General features: G+C 61.9%; 16 protein-coding genes. 5 read left to right on the top strand and 11 right to left on the bottom strand.

Annotated elements, in window-relative coordinates:
* Positions 1 to 50: 50 nt before the first annotated feature.
* On the bottom strand, positions 51 to 932 hold the full coding sequence (locus IFT57_RS00300) for a serine hydrolase domain-containing protein (protein ID WP_192149784.1): 882 nt from the start codon (positions 930 to 932) through the stop codon (positions 51 to 53).
* Positions 933 to 1,088: 156 nt separating this feature from the next.
* Positions 1,089 to 1,487 (bottom strand): RidA family protein, encoded by a 399-nt coding sequence (locus tag IFT57_RS00295; protein WP_122796780.1) that lies wholly within the window; start codon positions 1,485 to 1,487, stop codon positions 1,089 to 1,091.
* 142 nt (positions 1,488 to 1,629) lie between these two features.
* On the opposite strand from IFT57_RS00295, the gene IFT57_RS00290 reads away from it, so the two are divergent.
* The gene (locus IFT57_RS00290; protein ID WP_192150800.1) at positions 1,630 to 2,547 is read left to right on the top strand and encodes a LysR family transcriptional regulator; all 918 of its coding nucleotides are present in this window, start codon (positions 1,630 to 1,632) and stop codon (positions 2,545 to 2,547) included.
* Between the two features lie 10 nt (positions 2,548 to 2,557).
* Here the strand turns inward: IFT57_RS00290 and IFT57_RS00285 are convergent, their stop codons facing one another.
* Together IFT57_RS00285 and gcvA are read right to left on the bottom strand one after the other, a co-directional pair.
* Positions 2,558 to 3,385, bottom strand: a complete 828-nt coding sequence (locus tag IFT57_RS00285; RefSeq protein WP_192149783.1) for an EamA family transporter — start codon at positions 3,383 to 3,385, stop codon at positions 2,558 to 2,560.
* A 68-nt stretch (positions 3,386 to 3,453) separates the two neighbouring features.
* Entirely contained in the window at positions 3,454 to 4,371 is a 918-nt protein-coding gene (gene gcvA, locus IFT57_RS00280; RefSeq protein WP_192136590.1) for a transcriptional regulator GcvA, read from the bottom strand.
* A gap of 329 nt (positions 4,372 to 4,700) precedes the next feature.
* On the opposite strand from gcvA, the gene IFT57_RS00275 reads away from it, so the two are divergent.
* Together IFT57_RS00275 and IFT57_RS00270 are read left to right on the top strand one after the other, a co-directional pair.
* The gene (locus IFT57_RS00275) at positions 4,701 to 5,651 is read left to right on the top strand and encodes an AraC family transcriptional regulator (RefSeq protein ID WP_192149780.1); all 951 of its coding nucleotides are present in this window, start codon (positions 4,701 to 4,703) and stop codon (positions 5,649 to 5,651) included.
* Between the two features lie 242 nt (positions 5,652 to 5,893).
* Positions 5,894 to 7,588: a GMC family oxidoreductase gene (locus tag IFT57_RS00270; RefSeq protein WP_192149778.1), complete on the top strand. Its 1,695-nt coding sequence runs from the start codon at positions 5,894 to 5,896 to the stop codon at positions 7,586 to 7,588.
* A 47-nt stretch (positions 7,589 to 7,635) separates the two neighbouring features.
* On the opposite strand, the gene IFT57_RS00265 is transcribed toward IFT57_RS00270, so the two are convergent.
* On the bottom strand, positions 7,636 to 8,055 hold the full coding sequence (locus IFT57_RS00265) for an organic hydroperoxide resistance protein (RefSeq protein WP_122796776.1): 420 nt from the start codon (positions 8,053 to 8,055) through the stop codon (positions 7,636 to 7,638).
* 172 nt (positions 8,056 to 8,227) lie between these two features.
* Positions 8,228 to 8,896, bottom strand: coding sequence for a TetR/AcrR family transcriptional regulator (locus IFT57_RS00260; protein ID WP_192149776.1), 669 nt, complete (start codon positions 8,894 to 8,896; stop codon positions 8,228 to 8,230).
* 112 nt (positions 8,897 to 9,008) lie between these two features.
* Between IFT57_RS00260 and IFT57_RS00255 the strand changes: the two genes are divergently transcribed.
* Positions 9,009 to 10,214 (top strand): MFS transporter, encoded by a 1,206-nt coding sequence (locus tag IFT57_RS00255; protein WP_192149774.1) that lies wholly within the window; start codon positions 9,009 to 9,011, stop codon positions 10,212 to 10,214.
* A gap of 63 nt (positions 10,215 to 10,277) precedes the next feature.
* Here the strand turns inward: IFT57_RS00255 and IFT57_RS00250 are convergent, their stop codons facing one another.
* Positions 10,278 to 11,132, bottom strand: coding sequence for an SDR family oxidoreductase (locus IFT57_RS00250; RefSeq protein WP_192149772.1), 855 nt, complete (start codon positions 11,130 to 11,132; stop codon positions 10,278 to 10,280).
* Positions 11,133 to 11,217: 85 nt separating this feature from the next.
* On the opposite strand from IFT57_RS00250, the gene IFT57_RS00245 reads away from it, so the two are divergent.
* On the top strand, positions 11,218 to 11,631 hold the full coding sequence (locus tag IFT57_RS00245; protein WP_122796772.1) for a winged helix-turn-helix transcriptional regulator: 414 nt from the start codon (positions 11,218 to 11,220) through the stop codon (positions 11,629 to 11,631).
* 24 nt (positions 11,632 to 11,655) lie between these two features.
* Here IFT57_RS00245 and IFT57_RS00240 read toward each other — a convergent pair whose 3' ends face one another.
* From IFT57_RS00240 to IFT57_RS00225, 4 genes are all read right to left on the bottom strand, one after another.
* A complete protein-coding gene (locus tag IFT57_RS00240; protein WP_192149770.1) occupies positions 11,656 to 11,985 on the bottom strand; it encodes an ArsR/SmtB family transcription factor in 330 nt (109 codons plus the stop codon).
* A gap of 55 nt (positions 11,986 to 12,040) precedes the next feature.
* The gene (locus IFT57_RS00235) at positions 12,041 to 13,165 is read right to left on the bottom strand and encodes an alkene reductase (RefSeq protein ID WP_192149767.1); all 1,125 of its coding nucleotides are present in this window, start codon (positions 13,163 to 13,165) and stop codon (positions 12,041 to 12,043) included.
* A 90-nt stretch (positions 13,166 to 13,255) separates the two neighbouring features.
* Complete coding sequence (locus IFT57_RS00230; protein WP_192149765.1) at positions 13,256 to 14,218, bottom strand: DMT family transporter; 963 nt, start codon at positions 14,216 to 14,218, stop codon at positions 13,256 to 13,258.
* A gap of 171 nt (positions 14,219 to 14,389) precedes the next feature.
* On the bottom strand, positions 14,390 to 15,283 hold the full coding sequence (locus tag IFT57_RS00225) for a LysR substrate-binding domain-containing protein (protein ID WP_192149763.1): 894 nt from the start codon (positions 15,281 to 15,283) through the stop codon (positions 14,390 to 14,392).
* Positions 15,284 to 15,330 lie beyond the last annotated feature (47 nt).

The raw sequence follows: 15,330 nt of genomic DNA, 5'->3' as shown, positions 1-15,330 counted from the left end.
TGGTTGTCGGATAATGAAGTCTGAAGGATGGCGCCGTCGCCGAGCACGCTTCAGCCGTTGAGATGGCGGCAGATGTGCTCGACGACGCAGGCCTCGACCTCGCCTTCGCTGGTGTCCTGGGCGAACGCTGCATAACTGGCGCAGACGTCACCCCGGCAGCCTCGGTACACCGCGACGACGCTGCCGGGCCCGCAACCGGTATGCCCTGCCAACACCAGGCCGCCGTCCACCGGACCGCGCATCAGCCCCAGTGCATAGCCCGGTGCCCGCCAGGGTCTGCCGGCAATCGGGCCGCCCAGAGTGTGTGTTTCCTGCATCGCCTGCAGCAAGTTGGCCGGCAGCAGGTGTTCGCTGAACAGACGATCGAGCAGCAGCACGGCCTGTGACAGCGGGCCGATCAGCAAGCCGTGATACACCCAGCCTGGGTCGTAGGTGGCAGGGCCGGTGCAGGCTTGCTGCAGATCGGCTCGCGCGGTGGCGAAACGCACATCGGTGATGCCCAATGGCAACAGCACGCGCTCGTGCACCGCATTGGCCAGCGGCAGGTCGGCGGTGCGTTCGATCAGCCTGGCCACCATCAGGTAGCCAACGTTGGAATAACGCCAGCCCGCGCCAGGGCTGTAGCGGAGCCGATCGGCCTGCAAGCGCTGCAGCATCTCTTGCTCCGACCAGGCCGGCTCGTGGTTGGCGACAGCGGTATGGTATTCGGCCAGCTCGGCATAGTCCGCCAATCCTGCCTCATGCCGCAGCAACTGGCGCAACGTGTAGTCGTGGCCCGTCAGCGGCTCGTCGAGGTTCAGCCTCCCGTCACGCACCAGGGTCAGTGCAGTGGCGGCGAGCACCGTTTTGGTGAAACTCCACCAAGGCAGCGTTGGCTCGGGGTGCTCTGCCAGCAGTAAAGGCTGGCCGTTGAGGACTGCGGAAATCAGCATGCTGGGCTCTTGGGTGAATGATTGGAGGGATGCGGCTTTGCGACTGGCGCATTGCCTGCGCCCGTCCCATGGTAGACCAGACCCGACCGCACTGTGCCTGAACTGTCTGGTCATCTGCGAGCATGTCGTGGAAATCGTGTGGAGTTTTCGGGCGACTTAACTGTGCTGCGGCAGCTTCGCTATCACCTTGATCTCGAAATCGAAGCCATACAGCCAAGTAACGCCCACGCAGGTGATGTTCGGGAAGGGGGCTTGTCCCCAGTATTCGGGAACCACTTCCCAGATGGTCTCGAACCTGGACTGCGGATCGACGATGAAGACCGTGACGTCCACCACGTCATCGAACGTGCAGTCGGCCGCCTGCAGTACGGCGTTGAGGTTCTGGAATGCCAGCCGCACCTGGTCCCGCAGGTCGGGCTCGGGCGAGCCGTCCTCGCGGCTGCCGACCTGGCCGGACACGAACAGCAGGCCATTGCTGCGAACGGCGGGGGAGTAGCGGTTGCGCTCGTAGAGCGCCTGGCGACCGGCTGGGAAAACGACGTCACGCTGAGTCATGGGATTGCCTCCTCGGGCGGGTCGGGGGACCCGTCATCTATCGAGCAGCCACGGTAGACGCTTGCCAGGGCTGCATAAACGAGCAAGTCTGGCCAGAACTGTTTGGATTTCCCAAACAATGGCCAGCCAAGACGAGGTGCCGATGGACCGTTTCGATGCCATGCAGGCCTTCGCGCGAGTGGTGGAGACGGGCAGCTTCACCCGCGCGGCGCAGACCTTGCACATGAGCAAGACCACGGTGACCCAACTGGTGCAGCAGCTCGAAGCGCGCCTGCGGGTGAAGCTGCTGAACCGCACCACGCGCAGGGTCAACGTTACCGCCGACGGTGCCGTCTACTACGAGCGAGCGATACGCCTGCTGGCCGATCTGGACGATGCCGAAACCGGCCTTTCCAGCGCCGCGATCGCGCCGCGCGGCAGGCTGCGGGTAGACGTACCGAGCCCGTTCGCCAGCCATGTGCTGATGCCGGCCATGCCCGACTTTCATCGGCGCTATCCGGATATCCAGATCGACATGGGCGTCAGCGACCGCATGGTCGATATCATCGGCGAAAACGTCGACTGCGTCGTGCGCGGCGGTGAGCTGACCGATCAATCGCTGATGGCGCGTCGCCTGGGTGATCTGCACCTGGGGGTCTATGCCTCACCTGATTATTTGCACCGGCTCGGCACGCCGCAACATCCCAGCGAACTCGACGCCACGCAGCACCGCGTCATCGGTTTCCTCTGGGCGCGCACGGGCAGGGCGCTGGCCTACACCCTGCACCGTGCCGCCGAGAGCATCACGGTACGTGGCCAGCCGGTGCTTTCGGTCGACGACGGCAATGCCTACCTGGCTGCCGGTCTGGCCGGAATGGGGGTGTTGTGGCTACCGGAGTACATGGCCAGGGCGCCACTGGCCCGCGGCGAGCTCGTTCCGCTGTTCCAGGACTGGCAGCTCGATACCATGCCGATGTACATCGCCTATCCGCCCAACCGACACATCAGTTTGAAGTTGCGGGTGTTCATCGATTGGGTGGTCGAGTTGTTGCCATTCGAGGGGCCTGCACGAGGGCGCTGACCTGGCGCGCTCAGCCGATGATCACCGTACCCACCGCGATCACCGTACAGGCCAGCACCTTGCGCACGGTCAGGCTTTCACCGAGGAAAAAATAACCGATCAACGCGGCAAACAGCACGCTGGTTTCACGCAGTGCCGAGACCATGCCCATGGGAGCATCGGTCATGGCATAAATGACGATACCGTACGCCAGCAGCGAGACCAGCCCACCGGCTGCAGCAGTCGCCATTCCAGGCCGCCAGGCGAACAGGCTGCGCGCGCCACGACGTGCGATATACACCGCTGGCATCAGCACGCCCCACAATGCGCACATCCAGACGGTATAGGCCATGGGCGCACCGGACAGGCGCGCGCCGATGCCATCGGTGACGCTGTAGGCCGCGATGAAGGCGCCTGTGCCCAGGGCGTAGGGCAGGCTGGGCACAGCAAGTTTGCCCTTGCTGAAGGCCAGCAGAATGATCCCGCCCGAGACCAGAAAGATACCCACCAGGGCACTGGCCTGGATCTGCTCTCCGGCGAACAGGGCTGCGCCGAGGGTAATCAGAATCGGCGACGAGCCGCGTGCTACCGGATAGGTCTGGCCAAGATCGCCCGCCCGGTAGCTGCGCACCAGAAACAGGTTGTAGCCCACATGCAGCACGCCCGACAGTACCGCATACGGCCAACTCGCCTGGGCTGGCGCGACCATGAACAAAGCCAGGGTGATGCAGGTGACCGCCACGGCCAGGCACATGACGGTCATGGACCACAGGCGGTCTTGGCCGCCGCGCAACAGCGCGTTCCAACCGGCATGCAGCAGGGCGGCGAACAGTACGAGGGAGATGATGGAGATAGGCATGCGCCATGTTAGGCCGCCCATCAGTGGATGTAACAGAGAAGTCTGCTCATTGCATCATGAGCAAAACCTCATGGGACATCACGATCGTACGCCAGTTGTGCTTGCGTTGACTGCTCGCTCAACCATTGCCGGAATGAAACCACGTGGGGTTGGGTTTCGATACCTTTCGGGCAGACGAAGTAGTACGCCACCGGCGAGGGGAATGGCACCTCGAAGAGCCTGACGAGGCTGCCATCGGCGATCTGTGACTCGACGTGGCCGCTGCGAACCAGAGCAATGCCTTGTCCCAGCAGGGCAGCGTCGACGGTCATGTTGGTGTCGGCGAACCGGACATTTTCCTTGAGCGTGGAAATGCTCAGGCCGACGTGCTGGAACCACACTTCCCACCGTGGTACCAGATCGTTTCCGTCACGGGTCAGCAGCGGGTAGCGCAGCAGCTCACCAGGGTGCTGCGGCAGCCCGAAGCGCGCGAGCAAGGCGGGGCTCGCGACGGGGAAGATATGTTCGCGGAACAGAAACTCGGAATAAAGGCCGGGGTAGTTACCGGTGCCCAGGCGGATCGCAACGTCAGGGTCGGTGCCGGAGAATTTGATTGCCGTATCGGTGGTGTCCAGCGTCACCAATATGTCCGGGTGCTGCTGGGCCAGACTCGGCAATCGCGGCAGCAGCCACTTCAGTGCGTAGGAGTAGGTGGTGCTGACCTTGAGCCGCACTCTTCCCTTATGCTCCCTCAGTTCGGCGAGCATCGCCTCCAGGTCCGCGAAAAAACCACGGACGATGGGTGCCAGAGCCGCTCCGGCGGGTGTCAGGGTGAGCGACTTGCCCCGTTCGAACAGCTTCAACCCCCACAGATCCTCCAAGTGCCTGAGCTGATGGCTGACAGCGCTTTGGGTTACATGCAGTTCTTCGGAGGCCGAGGTGAAGGTGGCATGCCGCGTTGCCACTTCGAAGGCGCGCAGGCTGGCGGTTGGTGGCAGGTCTTTCATGGCAGGCTCATGACTGATGCACAAGTGGGCAATATGAGTGAATGCTCATGATAGGCGTCTGGCGGAAACGCATCAATGCACGGTCTGGGACGGCTGGGCAGGGATGCCGCGCGCGTTGGTAAAACACAGTACGACGGGCCGTCTCTAAGCTGGGTGCCAGGCTTGCCGACATCGATTTCTTCTTGAGCATCATCACGCAATTTGGTTGCGGTTTCCAAGAAGATGGACCTGCAGTTGGACAAAGAGCGTAACCTGCCTCAGATCCCCGTCTCGTTGCCCACGAGGTGGGCCGAGATACAGAGCGTGAAACCTGACCCGAGAACGTTTCCATGCCGCCAAGACGCTTCGCCGCTCACGACATGGACTTCGATCTTGGCCCCGATGCCGCAGCCAATTGGTCTGACGTCATGCTCGAGCACCACGGCCTGTACTGCCGGTTCGACGACTCACGCGTGCAGGCTTCCACATCGAAAAGTTGGACATTGGGTCACATAGGCCTGACCCAGGCCGACCTGGCGTGCGTCGTGCTGGCGCCGGTGGGCGAGGAGCGATCCTCGTGGCAGGGCGATTGGCTGTACTTGAAGCTGATGACGCAAGGGCATGTCGACATCGAGGAGGCCGGGCATCAGCGTCGATTCGACGCCGGGAGCATGTTTTTCATTGACCCCGAACGGTCTTTTCAAGAGTCTTTCACCGAGCGCGCTCAGATGACGGTGCTGCGCATTCCAAAGAGCGATTTGCGCGAACGCGGGCTCAGGCATTCCCTGCCCAGGCCGGTGATTGCCGACTCGAGCTCGGCCGACACGCGCGCCGCCCGCGCACTCATTCACTGCATCGCACAGCAACAAGTAGCACCCAGCCCCGTGATTCGCGACCTGATGGGTCGACAACTGCTGGAGTTGATCGACGCGTTATTGGGTGCTCCGGGGGACAAGGCCACGTCGCGCAGCACGGAAGTCGTGTTGCTGCGGGCCCGCCGCTACATCCACACAAGCCTTGCGCACACCGGGCTGGACACTTCGGCGATCGCCGCCGCCGTGCACGTATCGGTCAAACACCTGCAACACGTGTTCAGAAGCCAGGGCACTACCGTCATGGGCCATGTCTGGCACGTTCGCCTGCAACACGCGCAGCGCTTGCTGAGCGCCAGACAGACGCTCACCCCCAGCGCTCAGGAAGTCGCCTGGCAATGCGGATTCGCGACCGCCGCCCATTTCAGCCGAGCCTATCGCGCCGAATTCGGCATTTGCCCCTCGCAGGTCCGAGCCAGTACTCGCTGAACGCCTTCACTTTGAGCCCACTCTTCAAGTGCAATTGGAAAGCGCCTTCCAGGCAAGCAGCAAGCGCCTCTTGGGTAACGGGTCGGGGTTGTTCACGCCCTAGAATCGGTCGTGTCTTCGCAGACAGATTGTTTCCCCGGCGGCTGTGTCCAGCGCCCTTGGTCGTACACCTGCACCTCCTTGCAATGGCTGGCAATGTCGTTCGTTGTCACCCGTTTGAGGGGGTGTTCAAAGGCACCTACATGAACAGCTATACAAGCGCTATGCACAACGCGGACTTCTCGCGTCGTGTCGAACACAATCAACGTCAACTAAAGGCCCGGCTGGCCGACGCTTATGACTACATTGTCTGTGGCTCTGGTACGTCCGGATCGGTGGTTGCCCGCCGCCTTGCGGAGAACCTCGACGTCAGAGTGTTGCTGATCGAGGCCGGCGGCACGGACGAGGTGCCCACTGTCACCGATGCCAGCCAGTGGTTCCTCAACCTGGGCGGTGAGCGCGACTGGCAGTTTCAGGCACAACCCAACCCCCATCTCCATGACCGAGCCATTCCCTTGTCCATGGGCAAGGTGCTCGGCGGGGGTGCATCGATCAACGTCATGGTCTGGTCGCGCGGTCACAGCAGCGACTGGGACTATTTTGCCAGGGAGGCTGACGATCCAGCCTGGAACTACGCTTCGGCCCTGGCAACCTTTCGACGTATCGAAGACTGGCAAGGCGCACCGGATCCGCTGCGGCGCGGCACGGGAGGGCCGGTTTTCGTCCAGCCTGCGCCAGATCCCAATCCGGTTGCACCGGCCATGCTGCGCGGCGCCGCCGCGCTTGGCCTGCCTGTCTACGACGATCAGAACGGCGCAATGATGGAAGGGCCTGGAGGCGCCGCATTGGCCAATCTGTGCCTTGAAGACGGCCGCCGTCGTTCGATCTTTCGCAGCTATGTGTACCCCTTGATGGCTCAGCCCAACCTGACCGTGCTGACGCATACTCATGTGCTGCGGGTGCTGCTGGACGGTAAGCGGGCGGTGGGGGTGGAAGTGCTTCACGAGGGCAAAGTCATCAGGTTGGGGGCTCGACATGAGGTCGTGCTGTCTCTGGGCGCCATCAATACACCCAAGGTTCTGATGCTCTCCGGAATCGGCGACACGCGGCAGTTGAACGCGCAAGGTATCGATGTAGTTCAGGACCTTCCGGGTGTCGGTCAGAACTATCAGGACCACATCATGGTTTCCGGGTGCATCTGGGAGTATCAGCATCCCCAGCCACCGCGTAACAATGCCGGCGAGTCGACGTTCTTCTGGAAAAGCGATCCATCCCTGGATGTCCCGGACATCCAGACCTTTCTCGCGCAAATCCCCATAGCCACGCCCGAGGCTCAGGCCATGTTCCAGCCACCTGCTGCTGCGTGGTCGCTGCTACCGGGCCTGGTGCGGCCCAAAAGCCGGGGCTCGATCACCCTGGCGAGTGCCAATCCAATGGATGCCCCGCTCATCGACAGTGGCGCGCTGTCGGATCCTGAAGACTTGCAGGCCCTTGTGCGGGCAGTCGAGTTTTGTCGCGAGCTCGGCAACAGTTCGCCCATGGCGCCGTATGTACGGCGCGAAGTCATGCCAGGGCTCATGAGCCGCAAGGCGCTGGAGTCGTTCGTGCGCAATACGGCCTCGACCGTGTGGCATCAGTCCTGTACGGCGAAGATGGGCAGGGATGCCATGTCCGTAGTGGATTCGCAGTTGCGGGTCTACGGCATCAGTGGCCTGAGGGTGGCAGACGCCTCGATCATGCCGCGAGTGACCACCGGGAACACCATGGCGCCTTGCGTGATCATCGGGGAGCGCTTGGGCAGTTTGCTGACCCAGACCGCGGAAGCCGAACGCGAAACGACAAACGACCGACCCACAGGTCGAGCGTTTGCCGTTCAAAGGGAGAGAGCCGTCGATTGACGGCCCTGGAGGTCCAGCCGAGGCCTCACTTTGATCACATGAGTGATTCAGACGGTGACGTGCAGGCGAACCTCGACATTGCCGCGCGTGGCATTGGAGTACGGGCACACCTGGTGGGCAGCTTCGACCAGCGCCTCGGCATCGGCCTGTTCCAGACCTGGCAAGTTGATGTTCAGGTCGATGTCCAGGCCGAAACCGCCGGGAATCTGGCCGATGCCCACCTGGGCGGTGATCGAGGTGTCGGCTGGGATGCTGCGTTTGTTCTGGCCGGCGACGAATTTCAGAGCACCGATGAAGCAGGCCGAGTAGCCGGCAGCGAACAGTTGCTCGGGGTTGGTGGCTTCACCGCCGGCGCCGCCCAGTTCTTTGGGTGTAGCCAATGCCACGTCGAGAATCTTGTCGCTGGAAACGGCACGGCCATCACGGCCGCCGGTGGCAGTTGCAGTTGCGGTGTAGAGAACGTTCATGGCTTTTTTCCGTTGATGGCTGGAGGAAGTGCCGTCAGTCGTGTATTTGCGAGCTAGCGGGCTGGGTTTAATCTATCGCGCTAATATTTAGTGCGCAAGATATATTTTACAATACAGTTTGCATTGCGACGCTAGCTGCCAGGGACATCCCCGAAGCTCGGCGTGTTGGCGTTCAGTCGGATTTCGGTTCGCCAATCTCGTCAGCGATACCGCCGCACTCACGGCCAATGCTCGCATGCAGGCTGTCCCACAGCGCCATCATCTGATCGACCGCAGCGTCAAGCGTGGCAGCCGAAACACCGTCGCGTGCCAGGGTCGACAGGCCAAGCATGAAACTGTCGAATGTGGCGGCGAGCACCTCGGGGATCATCGTCTGTGTTAGTTCGCCAGTGCTGACGGCTCGCTCGACACACGCCACCAGACCGGCCCGGTTCACGTTTCTCGTACGCGCCAATGGCTCGGATATCGCCTTGCTTTCCTCCGAACATGCGCTCATGAGGCCCAACGCGACCAAGCACCCTTTGGGATGACCGGGCTCGCATTGCATTTTCGCCGAGCGGCGCAGGGTGAGCTCGATCGCCTTGCGCGGCGGCAGGGTCATATCGAACAGGCTTTCGGTGACTCGACCATGGGTGTCGAGATAACGCTCGATCACCTCATGGAACAGCGCCTGCTTGGAGCCAAAAGCGGCGTAGAAACTGGGCGCACTGATGCCGCCCCCGATTCTGGCCTTGAGCTGGCTCAGCGAGGTGGCGTCGTAGCCATGCTCCCAGAACAGATGCATCGCCTGGGTGATTGCGGCATCACGGTCGAACGTACGCGGGCGTCCCATCTGTGCCATGTCAAGTCTCCTTCTGCAAGACTTAAATACTAACCGATACATAAGTCGTTGACCACTGCACGCTATCGCCTTACATTTATACCGACCAGTATATAAATCGAAGGGGACAGGCATGACCACACATGAGCGACACAGCGACAAGCTTCCGCTTGGCGCATTGCTGGCTTTGGCGATGACCGGTTTCATCTGCATCGTCACCGAGACATTGCCGGCCGGATTGCTGCCGCAGATCAGCAGCGGCCTGGACGTCTCGCCATCACTGGCAGGGCAGATGGTCACCGTCTATGCATTGGGTTCGCTGCTGGCGGCCATTCCGCTGACCATCGCCACGCAAAGCTGGCGACGCAGAACGGTGCTGTTGATGACGATCGTGGGGTTTCTGTTGTTCAACTCCATCACTGCATGGTCTTCCAACTATGAGCTGACCCTGGTGGCCAGATTTTTCGCGGGCGTCTCCGCGGGGCTGGCCTGGAGCTTGATCGCTGGCTACGCTCGACGCATGGTGGTACCGCGACTGCAGGGCCGTGCGCTGGCGGTGGCGATGATCGGAACGCCGATTGCCTTGTCGCTGGGCGTACCCTTGGGTACCTGGCTGGGCGGTTTCATGGGTTGGCGCATGGCCTTCGGATTGATGTCCGGGATGACCTTGGTATTGATCGTCTGGGTGCTGATCAAAGTGCCCGACTACCCGGGGCATTCGTCCTCGCAGCGGATGGCGTTGCGTGAGGTCTTTTCCACACCGGGGGTGCGACCGGTGCTGGGCGTGGTGTTCACCTGGATGCTGGCGCACAACATCCTCTATACCTATGTCGCACCGTTCGTTTCCAAGGCCGGGCTGGCGAAGGACGTGGATCTGGTCTTGCTGGCCTTTGGTGTGGCAGCGCTGGTGGGCATCTGGGCCACGGGACGGCTGGTCGAAGATCATCTACGAAGAACAGTCCTGGTCAGTTTGGCCACTTTTGCGGCGGTCGCGGTCTTTCTCGGCGTGTTCTCGGCGTCGGCGTTGGCCATCTATGTCGGCGTTGCGATCTGGGGCCTGACCTTCGGTGGTGCCGCGACGCTGTTGCAAACAGCGCTGGCCGACTCGGCAGGCAGAGGCGCTGATGTCGCGCTGTCGATGAATGTCGTGGTGTGGAACAGTGCGATAGCGGGCGGCGGATTGCTGGGTGGCGTGTTGCTGGGCCACTGGGGCGTGAGTTCCTTTCCCTGGGTGTTGCTGGTGCTGGTATTGATCAGTCTAGCCATCGCCGCGCAGGCTCGGGTGCATGGCTTCGTTGGAGGAACCAGGGCGTCTGGCCAGATGGTCAGTGGTCACTGATGCATGGGCTGGGCGAGCAGGGGCGCCGCGCCTGGAACGCCCCCGTGACTCGGCCCTTCGAGCTCAGGGCTTCAAGGCAGCGCTGACGGACTGTGCAATCGGTGTCGTGGGGCGTCCCAACAGTTGGCTCAACTGCCGGCTGCCGTCGTACAGATCGCCCTTGGCTGCCGCTGCATCCGAGTCAGCCAGCATTGCCGCCAATTCATCGGGTAATCCAATGCTGACAAGGGCCTCTTTGTACTGAGCTTCCGGCAAGTCGTTGTAGGCAACCGCCTTACCCGATTGCTGCGCCACCTCCGCGGCCAACTCAGTCAAGGTGTAGCTGTCGTCGCCGGCCAGTTCGTAGATCTTGCCGGCTTGGTCGTCTTGCGTCAGCACACTCGCGGCGGCCTCGGCGTAGTCCACTCGAGCCGCCGAGGAGATTCGACCTTCCTTTGCACTGCCCAGGATCACGCCGTGCTCGACAGCCGGTGCGACGCTGGCGGTGTAGTTTTCGTTGTACCAGCCATTTCGCAAAAGCACATGGCTCAAACCGGATTCGGCCAGTGCCTGTTCGGTATCGCGATGCTCCGCTGCCAATCCCAATGTCGATGTGTCTGCGTGCAGCAGGCTGGTGTAGGCCAACAATGCCACGCCTTCTGCCTGCGCGGCGGCGATGACGGCGCGGTGTTGTGCACGGCGCTGTCCCACCTCGCTGGAGGAGATCAGCAACAGGCGGTCAACACCTTTCAACGCGCTGGCCAGGGTTTCAGGCTTGTTGTAATCCGCCGCTCGGATCTCGATACCTTTGGCGTGCAGATCGGTTGCCTTTGCCGGGTCACGTACCAGCGCGATCAGCTCGGCAGGGTCGATGGTTTTCAGCAGCGAGTCGAGAACCAGGCGGCCCAGTTGGCCGTTTGCACCGGTGATAGCAATCATGACAGCACCTTCGTTCGAGTTTGAGAACGTCCGATGCTAGAATATAAGCTTACTAAAAGTAAGTACGTACATAAAGGTAAGTGCAATGGTTGATCTCGAATCCGCTTCCCATACGTTCTCCGAGAAAGTCCGCCGCGGTGAAGTGCTGCAGGCCGATTGTCCGTCTCGGGAAATCCTTCAGCACATGACCAGTCGATGGGGCGTTCTGGTGATGGTGGTCTTGTTGGGCGGCACGCATCGGTTCAGCGAACTGCGACGCAAGATCGGCGGCGTCAGCGAGAAGATGCTCGCCCATACGCTCCAACGGCTCGAAGGGGATGGACTGGTGCTGCGCGTGGCCCGGCCGGTGGTGCCACCGTACGTCGAGTACAGCCTGACGCCACTGGGGACGGCGGCGGCTGCGAAACTGGAGATCGTCGTTGATTGGATCGAGGACAACCTGTCTGCAATCCTGGCATTCAGACGAGCGCACGAACCGGGGGATGAAGGCCAGGCATGACTCCGGGTCTGCCAGGCACAGGCCCTATGAGTCTTGGGTGTCGACCTCAAGCTCGATCAGCAAGCCTGACATCGCCTCCCTGAGTCGTTTCTCGTTGCGTCGGTAGTAGGTCCACTTGCCAACCTTGCTGGCCTCGACGAAGCCTTGGTCGAGCAAGGCCTTGAGGCAGATCGAGGTGGCCGGCTGCGAGAGGCCGGCCTTGTCCTGGATCAGGCTGGCACAGACGCCATGCACGCTGAAATCGTACAGCTGGCTGTAGCCTTCGAACGAGCGATGCGGGTCCTTGAGCCAGGTCAGAACGGCCCGTCGCGTGGGGCTGGATAGAACCTTGAGTGCCTCGTTCAATGCCGTCATTTCGCTGCCTGACCCTTTTGACCGGCGGGAGTGATCGCGCCGAGGAGTGGCTATTTTAGGGCGTCGCGAAGGGATAGTCGACGTAACCTGTCTCACCGCCGCCGTAAAGAGTGGCGTAGTCGACGGGATTGAGCGGCAGACCCCGTTTGAATCGCTTCGGCAGATCGGGGTTGGCGATGAACGTGCGACCGAAACCGAACAGGTCGCCATGGCCGTCGGCAAGCACGCGCTCGGCCTTTTCCTGGGTGTAGCAACCCGAGTACATGATCGGCCGGGTGAACGTCTCGCGCAGCGCCTTGCGAAACGACTCGGGCAGTTCCGGGGCGTTGTCCCAGTCGGCCTCGGCAATGGACAGGTAACCGATACCCAGCTCATTCAACATGGCCGCCGCCTGGATGTAGGTAGCCTGCGGGTCGCTTTCCACCAGGCCCAGATAGACGCGTTCTTCAGCGGTTGTCTCGAACAGTGGCGCGAAACGTACGCCGACACGCTCGCTGCCGAACACCGAGATCACCGCTTCGGTCACCTCGCGCAGGAAGCGCAGGCGATTGTCCAGCGAACCGCCATATTCGTCGGTGCGCTGGTTGGTGTGTTCCGATATGAACTGATTGAGCAGGTAGCCATTGGCCGAGTGCAGCTCGACGCCGTCGAATCCCGCTTCCCTGGCGTTGACTGCCGCGACCCGATACAACTCGACCAGCGCCTGGACCTCCGCAGTTTCCAGGGCCCTGGGCATGCTCGGGTCGGCCAGCGCACCGGCGTCAGGACCGGTTTCGATGAAGACCTTCACGGCCGTTGCGCGAATGGCGGAGGGGGCGACGGGGGGCTGGTTGTCAGGTTGCAGGCTGTCATGAGACACGCGCCCGACATGCCAGAGCTGACAGAAAATCACTCCGCCTTGTTCATGGACGGCGCGGGTGACCTGCTGCCAGCCAGCGATCTGTTCCTGGCTGTAGATCCCTGGCGTCCAGGCATAACCCTGGCCACGCGGCTCTATCTGGGTGCCCTCGGTGATCATGAACCCGGCACTGGCGCGTTGCCGGTAATAGTCGCTCATCAAGGTGTTGGGCACGTCACCGGGCTGAGTACTTCTGGACCGCGTGAGCGGAGGCAGGGCAATCCGGTTCTTGAGGGTCAGGCCACCGAGTGCGAGGGGGGTGAACAGGCTGGAGTCGTTCATGTCAGTTCCGTAGGACAGCGAGAGTGACAACACATTAACACATTCGAATGTGTAAATGTATTAGCTGTCGATGTCCATGAGAGGCACGCGCTAGCTCGCCTTGGATGCAACCCCAGGCACCTGCGCGCGCGTGACCAGACCGATACCGGCGCACACGAGCATCAAAGCTGCCAGGTTCTTCCATTCGAAAATGCTCTCGCCCAGAAATATCGCCGACAGCCCGGCCCCGAACACCGGTACCAGGAATGCGAACACACTGACCCTGCCAACCGGGTTGTATTTGAGGAGCAGGCTCCACAGCGTGAACGCTACCGCCGACAGCAGCGCCAGATAGATGAGCAAAAGGGTCGACGTGGCCGTCATGTGACCCAGGGTCCCGCCCGTCGCATAGCCGCCCACAAGCAACCCCAGGCCGCCAATGGCCAGCTGCCAACCCGTCATCACCATCGCATCCATTCGGTGGGATACATATTTCCCATAGATGGACGCCGCCGACAGCACGAACGCGGCGATCACGATGAAGCCCTCGCCATGCACGGACGGCAAGGCCTCGAGCGGACCCGCACCGGCGTTCACCGTCAATACACCGGCAAAACCGAGCAGGCAGCCCAGGCTCTTGCGCGTGGACAGTTTGTCGTTGTGGTAGACGAAGTGCGCCAGCAGCACGCTGAAGAAGGTGGTGGTGGCATTTAGAATCGACGCGCGGACGCCCGTCGTGTACGCCAGGCCAATGTAGAAGAACACGTATTGAAGCCCTGTTTGCACCAGCCCCAGCAGCGCCACCTGGCCGAACGTGCGCGGGCTCAAGCGCAAGACGGGCTTGCGCATCATGACCGCGAGCAGCAACAGGCACAGGCCTGCCAGAAGGAAACGATAACCTGCGAAAATCAGCTTGGAAGACACGTCATGCGGGGCAATCTGCAGCAGCTCGTAGCCGTTCTTGATCGCCGGGTAAGAGCTGCCCCAAAGGGCGCAACACAGGGTGGCCAAAAGCAATACGGTTTTCGGGTCAGAAAGAAACTGCGACACGTGGCGCGTGGCGGGTGCGTTCATGGGTGGCTCATCATAGGGCAGAAGTAAGGGCGTCGCCGCACATGGTTGTCTGTGCGGCTGGGTAGTGATCTGCGTGATCTTGTTTTTTTTGGAAATGCAGTAATACCGGGTGATAAGACATCGTACAAGATAGGATGCACTATGTTGGTACTGCGCCTGTCTAGCCTTGCCTCACATCCGATGCTGAGCGAGCAAGAAATCCACGAACACCCGCACCCTGGCCGGCATCGTTGCGCCGCCGACGAAGACGGCGTGGATAGGCTCTCGATCACCGGGGTTCCAGTCCTCCAGCAGCGATACCAGATTGCCCTGTTGCAGGTCCGTGGCCACGCTGAACTCGCCGATACGCGCGACGCCCGCGCCTTCGCGTGCCAGTTGCGCCAGTGCTTCTCCACTGCTGCATTCGATGTTGCCGCTAACCTTGAGGGAGAGCGTTCGGCCGTCGCGGGCGAACGGCCAATTGGGCTCGGCGCGGCGGAAATTGAAGCGCAGACAGTTGTGCTGCAGCAGATCCTCGGGTTGTAGCGGGGTGCCGTGGCGCTGCAGATAGTCGGGTGAGGCCACGATGATTTGGCCGGTGTCGCCGATTCTGCGCGCGGTGAGCGGGCTGTCTGGCAGCTGGCCGAAGCGCACGGCCACGTCGGCCTGCCCGCCGAGGATGTCGGCCACCTCGTCGCTGAGCGTGAGGTCGACGATGATCTGCGGGTAGCGCGCGCTGAAAGCCGCGACCAAGGGAACGATGGCCAGCCTTCCGTGACCCAGGGCCGCGCTGATGCGCAGGCGTCCCCTGGGCACTCCCTGGTCGGCGATGGTGTCTTCGACCTCGTCCAGGTCGGCCAGGATACGCCGTGCACCGCGTAGATAGCTCTGGCCCTCGGCGGTAAAGCTGATGGCTCGGGTAGTGCGCAACAGCAGGCGAGTGCCGAGCCGTTGTTCGGTTCGCGCGATGATTCGACTGACCGCCGATGGCGTCAGTCCCAGCGCCCGCGCGGCGGCCGACAAGCTGCCCTCGCGCGCCACGGCGACGAAAACGCCCATTTCTCCTGATCTACCGCTCAGATCCATTTGTGCTCTCAATGCAAAGGTGCATGCCCGAACGGCTATCTACCGCC

Origin of the sequence: Pseudomonas sp. CFBP 13719 (assembly GCF_014842095.1) — a bacterium.
Taxonomy (GTDB): domain Bacteria; phylum Pseudomonadota; class Gammaproteobacteria; order Pseudomonadales; family Pseudomonadaceae; genus Aquipseudomonas.
The sequence above is the reverse complement of the archived record's forward strand: the minus strand, read 5'-3'. Positions and strand labels throughout refer to the sequence as shown.